General features: G+C 72.5%; 8 protein-coding genes. 6 read left to right on the top strand and 2 right to left on the bottom strand.

All coding sequences use genetic code 11. The annotated features are described in order from the left end of the window. Nucleotides 1–178: 178 nt before the first annotated feature. Entirely contained in the window at nt 179–3,307 is a 3,129-nt protein-coding gene (gene ileS / locus AB0O00_RS04800) for an isoleucine--tRNA ligase (protein ID WP_363648663.1), read from the bottom strand. Nucleotides 3,308–3,952: 645 nt separating this feature from the next. On the opposite strand from ileS, the gene AB0O00_RS04795 reads away from it, so the two are divergent. From AB0O00_RS04795 to AB0O00_RS04780, 4 genes are all read left to right on the top strand, one after another. Then, nucleotides 3,953–4,420 carry a TraR/DksA family transcriptional regulator gene (locus AB0O00_RS04795; protein WP_363648662.1) on the top strand — a complete coding sequence of 156 codons (468 nt, stop codon included), beginning with the start codon at nt 3,953–3,955 and terminating at the stop codon, nt 4,418–4,420. 242 nt (nt 4,421–4,662) lie between these two features. Next, complete coding sequence (gene lspA, locus AB0O00_RS04790) at nt 4,663–5,253, top strand: signal peptidase II (protein WP_363648661.1); 591 nt, start codon at nt 4,663–4,665, stop codon at nt 5,251–5,253. Between the two features lie 55 nt (nt 5,254–5,308). Next, on the top strand, nt 5,309–6,247 hold the full coding sequence (locus AB0O00_RS04785) for an RluA family pseudouridine synthase (RefSeq protein ID WP_363648660.1): 939 nt from the start codon (nt 5,309–5,311) through the stop codon (nt 6,245–6,247). A 1-nt stretch (nt 6,248) separates the two neighbouring features. Next, nucleotides 6,249–6,716 carry a GNAT family N-acetyltransferase gene (locus AB0O00_RS04780; protein WP_363648659.1) on the top strand — a complete coding sequence of 156 codons (468 nt, stop codon included), beginning with the start codon at nt 6,249–6,251 and terminating at the stop codon, nt 6,714–6,716. 67 nt (nt 6,717–6,783) lie between these two features. Here AB0O00_RS04780 and AB0O00_RS04775 read toward each other — a convergent pair whose 3' ends face one another. Continuing rightward, nucleotides 6,784–7,800, bottom strand: a complete 1,017-nt coding sequence (locus AB0O00_RS04775) for a mechanosensitive ion channel domain-containing protein (protein WP_363648658.1) — start codon at nt 7,798–7,800, stop codon at nt 6,784–6,786. Between the two features lie 138 nt (nt 7,801–7,938). Between AB0O00_RS04775 and AB0O00_RS04770 the strand changes: the two genes are divergently transcribed. Together AB0O00_RS04770 and AB0O00_RS04765 are read left to right on the top strand one after the other, a co-directional pair. After that, nucleotides 7,939–10,722 (top strand): alpha/beta fold hydrolase, encoded by a 2,784-nt coding sequence (locus tag AB0O00_RS04770; RefSeq protein ID WP_363648657.1) that lies wholly within the window; start codon nt 7,939–7,941, stop codon nt 10,720–10,722. Nucleotides 10,723–10,742: 20 nt separating this feature from the next. Continuing rightward, nucleotides 10,743–11,588 carry an ABC transporter permease gene (locus tag AB0O00_RS04765; RefSeq protein WP_363648656.1) on the top strand — a complete coding sequence of 282 codons (846 nt, stop codon included), beginning with the start codon at nt 10,743–10,745 and terminating at the stop codon, nt 11,586–11,588. Nucleotides 11,589–11,646: the final 58 nt, after the last annotated feature.

Genomic DNA, 11,646 nt, shown 5'->3' with positions numbered 1-11,646 from the left:
CCCCTCCCGCAGCGCGACCCTCGCGCCTTGGGTGGGTTTGGGGGGGGGGGTGGTGGGGGTGGGTGCATTGGTGGGGGGTGGGGTGGGGGTGGTGGGGGTGGGGGAGGGGCGAAAGAGGGTGGGGGTATGGCGAAGCCGCCGGTCCCTTGCGGGGCCGGCGGCTTCGGTTGGGGGGTAGTTAGGCCTTGCGGAGTTGGAAGGCCAGGCCGAGGGATTCGTCGGTGAAGGTGTCGGAGGTCCAGTCGGCGGCGCCGGCGGCGAAGTCGGTGGCGAGGACCTCTTCGGCGACGAGGGGGCCGTGTTCGGCGATGGCCTCGGCGGTCTCTTCGGAGGTGGCGCGCCAGCGGAGGATGATGCGGTCGGCGACGTCCAGGCCGGAGTTCTTCCGGGCTTCCTGGATCTGGCGGATGGCGTCGCGGGCGATGCCGAGGCGCTTGAGTTCCGGGGTGATGGCCAGGTCGAGGGCGACCGTGGCGCCGGACTCGTTGGCGACGGCCCAGCCCTCGCGCGGGGTCTCGGTGATGATCACCTCGTCGGGGGACAGGGGGATCGTCTCGCCGTTGAGGTTGACCGAGGTTTCGCCGGTGGTGCGCAGGTCGGCGGCGAGCTGGGCGGCGTCCGCGGCGGCCACCGCCTTGGCGACGTCCTGCACTCCCTTGCCGAAACGCTTGCCCAGGGCTCGGAAGTTGGCCTTGGCGGTGGTGTCGACGAGCGAGCTGCCGACCTCGGCGAGGGATTCGAGGGTGGCGACGTTGAGTTCCTCGGCGATCTGCGCGCGCAGGTCGGCGGGCAGCTCCTCCCAGCCCTGGGCGGCGATCAGCGCGCGGGACAGCGGCTGACGGGTCTTCACGCCGGACTCGGCGCGGGTGGCCCGGCCGAGCTCGACCAGGCGGCGGACCAGGGCCATGTGGCGCGAGAGGCCGGTGTCGATCAGCGTCTCGTCGGCTTCGGGCCAGGTGGCCAGGTGGACGGAGGCCGGGGCGGCCGGGTCGACCGGGACGACCAGGTCCTGCCAGACCCGCTCGGTGATGAACGGGGTGAGCGGGGCCATCAGGCGGGTGACCGTCTCCAGCGCCTCGTGCAGCGTGGCGAGCGCGGCGGCGTCGCCCTGCCAGAAGCGGCGGCGGCCGCGGCGGACGTACCAGTTGGAGAGGTCGTCGACGAACGCGGACAGCAGCTTGCCGGCGCGCTGGGTGTCGTACGCCTCGAAGGCCGCGTCGACCTCGCGGACCAGGGTGTTCAGCTCGGAGAGCACCCAGCGGTCCAGCTGCGGGCGGTCGGCCGGGGCCGGGTCGCTCGCGCTGGGGGCCCAGTCGGCGGTGCGGGCGTACAGGGCCTGGAAGGCGACGGTGTTCCAGTAGGTGAGGAGGGTCTTGCGGACCACCTCCTGGATCGTGCCGTGGCCGACCCGGCGAGCCGACCAGGGGGAGCCGCCGGCCGCCATGAACCAGCGGACCGCGTCGGCGCCGTGCTGGTCCATGAGCGGGATCGGCTGCAGGATGTTGCCCAGGTGCTTGGACATCTTGCGGCCGTCCTCGGCCAGGATGTGGCCCAGGCAGACGACGTTCTCGTAGCTGTTCTTGTCGAACACCAGGGTGCCGACCGCCATCAGCGTGTAGAACCAGCCGCGGGTCTGGTCGATCGCCTCGGAGATGAACTGCGCCGGGTAGCGCTTCTCGAACAGCTCCTTGTTCTGGTACGGGTAGCCGTACTGGGCGAACGGCATCGAGCCCGAGTCGTACCAGGCGTCGATGACCTCGGGCACGCGGGTGGCGGTGCCGCCGCACTCGCGGCAGGCGAAGGTCACCGCGTCGATGTACGGGCGGTGCGGGTCGAGGGCGCTCTGGTCGGTGCCGGTGAGCTCGCCGAGTTCGGCCAGGGAGCCGACGCAGGTGAGGTGGTTCTCCTCGCAGCGCCAGATCGGCAGTGGGGTGCCCCAGTAGCGGTTGCGGCTGAGCGCCCAGTCGATGTTGTTGTTCAGCCAGTCGCCGAAGCGGCCGTGCTTGACCGTCTCCGGGAACCAGTTGGTGGCCTCGTTCTCGCGGATCAGCGCGTCCTTGACGGCGGTGGTCCGGATGTACCAGGACGGCTGCGCGTAGTAGAGCAGCGCGGTGTGGCAGCGCCAGCAGTGCGGGTAGCTGTGCTCGTACGCGACGTGGCGGAAGAGCAGGCCGCGCGCCTGGAGGTCCGCGACCAGGGCCTCGTCGGCCTTCTTGAAGAACTGGCCGCCGACCAGCGGGACCTCGGGGGCGAAGGTGCCGTCGGCGAGGACCGGGTTGACCACCGGCAGGCCGTACTTGCGGCAGGTCGCGAGGTCGTCCGCGCCGAAGGCGGGGGCCTGGTGGACGATGCCGGTGCCGTCCTCGGTGGTGACGTAGTCGGCGTTGAGGACGAAGTTCGCGTTCTCCAGCTCGACCAGCTCGAACGGGCGCTGGTAGGCCCAGTGCTCCATCTCGATGCCGGTGAACGACTCGCCGGTGGGCTCCCAGCCCTCGCCGAGGGCCTTGGCGAGCAGCGGCTCGGCGACGACCAGCTTCTCGTTGCCGTCGGTGGCCACCACGTAGGTGACCGTCGGGTTGACCGCGAGGGCGGTGTTGGAGACCAGGGTCCACGGGGTGGTGGTCCAGGCGAGCAGGGCCGCCTGGCCGGCCAGCGGGCCGCCGGTCAGCGGGAAGCGCACGTAGACCGAGGGGTCGACGACCGTCTCGTAGCCCTGGGCCAGCTCGTGGTCGGACAGGCCGGTACCGCAGCGCGGGCACCAGGGGGCGACCCGGTGGTCCTGGACCAGCAGGCCCTTGTCGAAGATCTGCTTCAGCGACCACCACACGGACTGGACGTACGACGGGTCCATCGTCCGGTAGGCGGCGTCGAGGTCCACCCAGTAGCCCATGCGCGTGGTGAGCTCGGTGAACGCGTCGGTGTGGCGGGTCACCGACTCGCGGCACTTGGCGTTGAACTCGGCGATGCCGTAGGCCTCGATGTCCTGCTTGCCGGAGAAGCCCAGCTCCTTCTCGACGGCCAGCTCGACCGGCAGGCCGTGGCAGTCCCAGCCGGCCTTGCGGGCGACGTGGAAGCCCTTCATCGTCCGGTAGCGCGGGAAGACGTCCTTGAAGACGCGGGCCTCGATGTGGTGGGCGCCGGGCATGCCGTTGGCGGTCGGCGGGCCCTCGTAGAAGACCCACTCGGGGCGGCCCTCGGACTGCTCCAGGCTGCGCTGGAAGACCTTGTTGTCCTGCCAGAACGAGAGGATCTGGTGTTCGAGGGCGGGGAGGTCCACCTGTGCGGGGACGGGGTTGTAGGAGTTCATCGCGGGCGTCTACCTCCGGCGGATGCTGGGACTGGATCCTCCGGAGGGACGAGACGGCGAGCCGCCCCGCGGTACCACCCTCCTTGGCCGCGGTGCTGCGTGCGGCCCTCTTGTTTGGGCTTGCTGCCGGGTCTAGTGGGCCGCTCTTCTCGGCCGTTCTTCCGGCGGCTCCGGGGTGATCTTCCCGCCGTGCACACCCCCGGGCTCGCACCGTCCCCGGGTCGCTGGTGGCTGCGTACGTCGGTACTCGTCCCATCTGCGCCTTGCAGGCCCAGTGTATCGGCTGCCGCAAGTCGGTTTCGTCCGGCGCGGGGTGCCGGGGATGCGCCGAAGGGCTGCTCGCGGGTGCTCCCGGGGGTGCCCCGCGGGGCGGTTAGGAGGGGGTGATCTGGGCACAAGTCTGGTCAGCGCGAGGGGCGTGGCGGTTGGGGCGGCTGCCTGGGTGGGATCATCGTGGGGCGTCGGTATGTCATGTTGTGACCGGTTTTGATCGGGATTATCGTTCCGGCACTGGAAGCCGCCGGGAACCGGCGGCTCGATTCGTTCGTAGATGGGGTCGAAGCCATGGCTGAGAAGGCAACCGGCGCGGGTACCGCCACCAAGCGGGCACGCAAGGCCGTGGCGGCCGATCCAGGGGAGGGGACCGTGACCACTACCGCACGGCAGAACACCAGCACCGACACCGTGACCGTGCTGCGCGGCGCAGAATCCGTGGACCCGGCCACGTTGCCGGTCCGTCCGGGCGAGGAGCCGTGGACCTCGGGCGAGGTGCACGAGCTGCACAACGAGCTGATCAGCGAGCTGGAGCGGCTGCAGAACGAGATCGGCGCCGCCGAGGCCGCCATCTCCGGCCTGATGCGGGACTCCAACGACGGAGCCGGCGACGACCAGGTGGACGCCGGTACGAAGAACATTTCGAGGGAGAGCGAGCTCGCCCTCGCCAACAACGCCCGGGACAGCCTCGCCCAGACCGAGCGCGCCCTGGAGCGGCTGGAGGGCGTCGGCTTCGGCGTCTGCGAGTCCTGCGGGCAAGCCATCGGCAAGGCCCGTATGCAGGCGTTCCCCCGGGCGACGCTCTGCGTGCAGTGCAAGGCCAAGCAGGAACGCCGCTGAAGCGGCCGACCGGCGCGGCGCGGGGGGTCGGGCTTGCCGTACGCTCGACCCCGTAACGTCGCCTGAATGTCGCCCGACGCCCCCGTGACGGGAAGCGATCGGTGTCGTCACCGGCCCACCACCCTCCCCCACCTCCGGCCGGGGGAGCTCCATCGGCAGCGGAGCGGATCATCAGTACGCAAGGTTCCCCCCAGACCCGGGACGACGCCGTCCCTGCCCCCGCCGAAGCCGTGGAGGTGGCCGTGGCCGAGCCTGCAGACCCCGCAGAGTCCGCCGGAGCGGCCGAGGCGGACGGTGCGGGCGGCGCCACGGCGGTGGAGAGCGGCAAGGGGCCGCGGCGGATCGGCGTCCTGCTGGTCGTCGCCGTGCTGGCGTTCCTGATCGACCTCGGCAGCAAGCTGCTGGTCGTCGCCCGGCTGGAGAACCACGCGGCGATCAAGGTCGTCGGCGACGTCGTCACCTTCCAGGTGATCCGCAACTCCGGTGCCGCGTTCGGCATGGGCCAGGCGCTCACCGTCGTCTTCACCATGATCGCCTCGGCCGTCATCGTCGTGATCTGGCGCATCGCCCGCCGGCTGTACAGCCTGCCGTGGGCGATCGCGCTCGGGCTGCTGCTGGGCGGGGCCCTCGGCAACCTCACCGACCGGCTGTTCCGCGCGCCCGGCGTCTTCCGCGGGCACGTCGTGGACTTCATCTCGGTGCAGCACTTCGCGGTCTTCAACCTGGCGGACTCCGCGATCGTGTGCGGCGGGATCCTCGTCGTGCTGCTGTCGTTCCGCGGGAGCAACCCGGACGGGACCGTGCACCAGCAGGCGGAGAAGGCGGCGAAGTAGGGGGTACTGCCGGGCGGCGGAAGGTGCGGGCCGCGTTTCCGGCATACTCGTACGGGTGAGTACCGCAGCGCAGATCCGCAGCCTCCCCGTACCCGACGGCCTGGAGGGCGAGCGCCTCGACGCCGCCCTCGCCCGGATGTTCGGCTTCTCCCGGACCAAGGCCGCCGAGCTGGCCGCCGACGGCAAGGTGACGCTCGACGGCGCCATGGCCGGCAAGTCGGACCGGGTGACGGCCGGCTCCTGGCTGGAGGTCGAGATTCCCGCCCCCGCCGCCCCCGTGCAGATCGTCGCCGAGCCGGTCGACGGCATGCGGATCGTCCACGACGACGACGACATCGTGCTCGTCGACAAGCCCGTCGGCGTCGCCGCCCACCCGAGCCCCGGCTGGACCGGCCCCACCGTGATCGGCGGCCTGGCCGCGGCCGGCTTCCGGATCTCCACCTCCGGCGCGGCCGAGCGCCAGGGCATCGTGCACCGGCTCGACGTCGGCACCTCGGGCCTGATGGTCGTGGCGAAGTCGGAGCGCGCGTACACCGACCTCAAGCGGCAGTTCCACGACCGCATCACCGAGAAGCGCTACAACACGCTCGTCCAGGGCCACCCGGACCCGCTGAGCGGCACCGTCGACGCGCCGATCGGGCGGCACCCCAGCTCGGACTGGAAGTGGGCGGTGACGCGGGAGGGCAAGCCCTCCGTCACGCACTACGACCTGATCGAGGCGTACCGGGCCGCGTCCCTGCTGGACATCAAGCTGGAGACCGGCCGCACCCACCAGATCCGCGTGCACATGTCCGCGCTGCGGCACCCGTGCGTCGGCGACCTCACGTACGGCGCCGACCCGACGCTCGCCAAGCGGCTCGGGCTGACCCGGCAGTGGCTGCACGCCGTCTCGCTCGGCTTCGAGCACCCGGCGGACGGGCAGTGGGTGGAGTTCTCCAGCGAGTACCCCGCCGACCTGCGCAAGGCGCTCGACATCATCGCCTCGGAGAGCTGAGATGGCGGCGGCGGTCGGGATCCGGGTCGCGGAGGGCGACGCGGACCTGGAGCTCGTGCGGGAAGTCCGGCGCGAGGTGTTCATCGTCGAGCAGAACGTGCCGGAGGAGCTGGAGTACGACGAGTACGACGCCACCTCGGTGCACGTGCTGGCGCTCGCGGCGGACGGCACCGCGCTCGGGACCGGGCGGCTGATCCACGGGGACGCCGCGCTGGAGCTCACCGGTGGGCGCGCCGGGCGGGTGCTGCTGGGGCGGCTCGCGGTGGTGAAGGCCGCCCGGGGGACCGGGCTCGGGGCCTCGCTGGTGCGGGCGATCGAGGCGGCGGGCGTTGCCCGTGGGGCCGTCGAGCTGGAACTGCACGCGCAGGTGCAGGCGCTCGGGTTCTACGAGCGGCTGGGGTACACGGCGGAAGGGCCGGTGTACGACGATGCGGGGATACCGCACCGGACGATGACGCGAGTGCTGTAGGCCCTTCGGGAGCCGGCGGCCGCCCGCGAAAGCTCCCCGCGCCCGTTCGGGGCGCGGGGAGCTTTTTTTAGGGGGTTGTGCGGAGGCGGGGGAGGGCTTCGGGGTGTTCGTCGCATAGGTAGGCGATGAGGTGTTCGCGGATGTCGAAGCGGAGTTGGGCGGCGTCGTCGGGGGTGCGGGCGGTCATGGTGGCGCGGACGACGATGGTGCTGGGGGTCGTGTCGGTGACGTTGAGGGCCCACTCGGCGCCGTCCCACAGCGGGTGGGTCTCCAGGCGGGTGTGCAGGGCCTCGCGCAGGGCGCCGACCGGGGTGGTGTGGTCGAGGTGGAGCAGGACCGCGGCGAGGAGGCCGGGGTCGCGGCGGGTCCAGTTCTCGAACGGCCTGTTGACGAAGTAGGAGACCGGGACGATCAGGCGCCGGTAGTCCCACAGCCGGACCACCAGGTAGGACAGGGTGATCTCCTCGACCGTGCCCTGGTGGCCGTCCACCACCACGGTGTCGCCGATCCGGACGGTGTCGCCGAAGGCGATCTGCAGGCCGGCGAAGAAGTTGCCCAGGGCGCTCTGGGCGGCGATGCCCGCGACGATGCCGATGATGCCGGCGGACGCGAGCAGGCTGGCGCCGATGGTGCGCATCGCGGAGAACGTCAGCAGCATCACGGCGACCGTCACAACGACGATGGCCGCGCTCACCGCGCGGCGCAGCATGCTGATCTGGGTGTGCACGCGCTGTCTGCGGGCGGGGTCCTCGGTGACCGTCTCGTAGCGGCCGAGCACGGCCTCCAGGAGGGCCGCCACGACGCGGACGGTCAGCCAGCCGAGGGAGGCGAGGAGGAGCAGCAGGAGCAGGTGGTGCGCGCCCTCGTCGTTCTTCAGGTGGAAGATCCGCTTGAGCGGGCTCGCGGCGAGCAACAGGGCTGTGATGACGGTGAGTTGGAGCGGGATCCGGCACCTGCGGAGCAGCGGCCAGGCCGGGGCGGCCGGGTTGCGGGCGGCGAGGCGCTGGAGCGCCTGGTCGACGATCCAGCCGATCGCCAGGGTGGCGACGATGGTGGCGAGCAGGGTGATCAGCGGCCGGAGCACGGGTACCTCGCCGGGGACTGGGGTCGGGTGAGCCGTACGATACCCGGGCATAGCGGGCTGGACCCGGGTGAAACGGGCGGAGGTCGGGGCGGCGGCTTTATCGGACGCCTACCTGTGCGGCGATTACGATCAACGGCCATGGACTTCGGTGGCGCGTGGCGTCGGTGGCGCGGTCGCGGTGCGGTGACGCGGCGGAGGCTGCTGGCCGGTGCGGTGGCCCTGGTGGCCGTCGCGGGGATCGGTACGGCGGCGGTGGCGGCCGGTGGGGAGCAGGCGGTCCACGAGGAGGATCGTTTCCTCGCGATGCCGGAGACGCCGGGCAGTGCCCAGCAGGTGCAACTGGACACCTCGTTCTTCACGACCGGCTCCACCCCGCGCCCCGCCGTCCTGCTCGCGCACGGCTTCGGCGGCTCCAAGGAGGGCGAGCGCGAGCGGGCCCAGCAGCTGGCCCGGCAGGGGTACGCGGTGCTGACCTGGTCGGCGCGCGGCTTCGGGCACTCGGGCGGGAAGATCGGGCTGAACGCGCCCGACCGCGAGGTCGAGGACGTCAAGCACCTGGTGGACTGGCTGGCCCAGCGGCCCGAGGTGCAGCTCGACGGGCCCGGCGATCCGCGGGTCGGCATCACCGGCGCCTCGTACGGCGGCGCGATCTCGCTGCTGGCGTCCGCGTACGACCACCGGATCGACGCGGTGGCCACCCAGATCACGTGGTGGAACCTGGCCGACGCGCTGTTCCCGCAGGGCGTGCAGGGGTCGGGCGCGGCGGACGGGGTGTTCAAGAAGCTGTGGGCCGGGATCTTCTTCACCACCGGCGCGGCGGGCGACCTCGGGCCGTCCGGCGGCTCGCCGCGCGAGGGCGGCCGGCCGAAGACGGACGACGCCGGGCCGGTCGGGTGCGGGCGCTTCCTGGAGTCGCTCTGCCAGATGTACGACCGGGTCGCGACGACCGGGCACGCGGACGCGGACGCCGTCGCGCTGCTGGACAAGTCGAGCCCGTCCTCGGTCGCCGGGCAGCTCAAGGTGCCGACGCTGGTCGTGCAGGGGCAGCAGGACTCGCTGTTCCCGCTGGACCAGGGGGATGCCATCGCGCGGGCGGTGGCGGCGAACGGCGCGCCCGTCTCGGTGGACTGGTTCGCGGGCGGGCACGACGGCGGCACCGACACGAGCGCCCGGGTGGACGACCGGGTGACGGCGTGGTTCGACCACTACCTGCGCGGGCGGGGGAACGACACGGGCCCGGCGTTCCGGGTCACTCGGACCGGTGGGGTCGATTCGACCGGGTTCCAGGCCGTGCTGCGCGGCGCCACGGCGGACGCGTACCCCGGGCTCGGCGGCACCGGCTCGCGGTCGGTGGAGCTGAGCGGCGGTGAGAAGACGCTCGCCAACCCGCCGGGCGGGGCCCCGCCGGGCATCTCGACCTTGCCGGGGATCGGGGCGCTCAGCCAGGCGGCCTCGCTGGGGGCCGGGCTGGCGCTGGACTTCCCCGGGCAGAACGCGTCGTTCGACTCGGCGCCGCTGGACGGGCCGCTGCACCTGACCGGGCAGCCGGCCGTGCCCGTCCGGGTGCAGGCGGACCGGCCGGACGCGGTGCTGTTCGCGAAGCTGTACGACGTCGGGCCGGACGGGAAGGCGGTGCTCCCGCAGCAGTTGGCCGCGCCGCTGCGGGTCACGGGTGCCGATGCCGGGCGGACCGTCACGGTGGCGCTGCCCGCCGTCGACCACACGTTCCCGGCCGGGCACCGGCTGCGGCTCGTGCTGGCGAGCACCGACCTCGCGTACGCCTCGCCCGTCGAGCCGGCCACCTACCGGGTGGCCGTCGCGGGGGCGCTGACGGTGCCGACCGTCGGGCAGCTCGTCACCGAGGCGACGCCGCTGCCCGTGCGGACCTGGATGCTGCCGGTGGCCGCCGTCGTGGTGGCGCTCGGGCTGGTGCTGGTGCCCCGACTGCGGCTGCGGCGGCGGGCGCGCGGGGCCGGCGGGCCCGCGTACGACCCGGCGCTCGGCGCGGTGCCGCTGCAGATCACCGGGCTCAGCAAGCGCTACAAGGGCGCGGCGGACCGGTACGCCGTACGGGACCTGGGCTTCCGGGTCGAGCGGGGGCAGGTCCTCGGGCTGCTCGGGCCGAACGGCGCGGGCAAGACCACGACGCTGCGGATGCTGATGGGACTGATCCGTCCGGACGCGGGCGAGATCCGGGTCTTCGGCCACCTCGTGCGGCCCGGTGCGCCGGTGCTCTCGCGGGTCGGGGCGTTCGTCGAGGGCGCCGGCTTCCTGCCGCACCTCACCGGGCGGGCCAACCTGCGGCTGTACTGGCAGGCCACCGGGCGCCCGGAGGCGGATGCGTGCTTCGACGAAGCCCTGGCCATCGCGGGGCTCGGCGAGGCGCTCGACCGCGCGGTGCGGACGTACTCGCAGGGCATGCGGCAGCGGCTCGCGATCGCCCAGGCGATGCTCGGGATGCCGGACCTGCTGATCCTGGACGAGCCGACCAACGGGCTCGACCCACCGCAGATCCGCGAGATGCGCGAGGTGATGATCCGGTACGCGGCCGGTGGCCGGACCGTCATCGTGTCGAGCCACCTGCTGTCCGAGGTGGAGCAGAGCTGCACCGATCTGGTCGTCATGGACCGGGGGCGGCTGGTGACGACGGGCGCGGTGGGTGACATCGTCGGGGCCGGGGAGCTGCTGATGATCGGGGTCGCGCCGCCGTTCGCGCCGGAGACGGTCGTCGAGAAGGTGGGCGCGCTGGCCGGGGTCGGCTCGGCCGAGGCCGTGGAGGGCGGACTGCTGGTGCGGCTGGACGGGATGGCGGCGAGCGAGCTGCTCGCCGAACTGGTGCGCCTCGGGGTGCCGGTGGAGAGCGCCGGGCCGCAGCGGCGGCTGGAGGACGCGTTCCTGTCGTTGATCGGAGGTGCGGCGTGACTTCTGTTGTGCCTGCGAAGGTGTCCGCGGACCATGCCGAGGGGTACCGGGCGGGGCGGACGCTGCCGCTGCGGGTCGAGGTCGTGCGCCAGCTGCGGCGGCGCCGGACGCTGGTGATCGGCGGGGTGCTGGCGGCGATGCCGTTCATCGTCCTGGCGGCCTTCCAGATCGGCGGCACGCCCGGGCGCCAGGACCGGACCACGTTCATCGAGCTGGCCACCGCGTCCGGGGCCAACTTCGCGACCACGATGCTGTTCATGGGCACCGGGTTCATGCTCGTGATCCCGGTCGCGCTGTTCTGCGGCGACACCGTCGCCTCGGAGGCCAGCTGGTCCTCGCTGCGCTACCTGCTGGCCGCGCCGGTGCCGCGGGCGCGGCTGCTGGCGCGCAAGTTCGTGGTGGGGATGGTGTTCTCGGCGGTCGCGGTGGTCATGCTGCCGGCGATCGGGCTGGTCGTCGGGACGGCCGCGTACGGGTGGGGCGATCTGAAGCTGCCGGCGGGCGTCAGCCTGCCGGCGGCGGAGGCGCTGCCCCGGCTGGCCATCGCCGTCGCGTTCGTCTTCCTGAGCGAGCTCGTGATCGGGGCGCTCGCCTTCTGGCTCTCGACGGCGACGGACGCTCCGCTGGGGGCGGTCGGCGGCGCGGTGTTCGCGTCGATCATCACCGGGGTGCTGGACGCCGTCACGGCGCTCGGCAGCCTGCGGGAGTGGCTGCCCGCGCACTGGCAGTACGCCTGGGCGGACGCGCTGCAGCCGCAGCTGGAGTGGGGCGGCATGGTGCAGGGAGTGTCGCTGTCGCTGTCGTACGGGGTGGTACTGCTGGCGCTGGCGTTCCGTGGGTTCGCGCGGAAGGACGTCGTGTCGTAGTCGTGTCGTAGGGGTCGGTGGGAAATGGGGGATCATGGGGCGGTAGCTGACCTCCTCT

The organism is Kitasatospora sp. NPDC093558, from assembly GCF_040683475.1.
GTDB lineage: Bacteria > Actinomycetota > Actinomycetes > Streptomycetales > Streptomycetaceae > Kitasatospora.
Note: the sequence above shows the minus strand (reverse complement) of the source record. Positions and strands in the feature narration are given on the sequence as shown.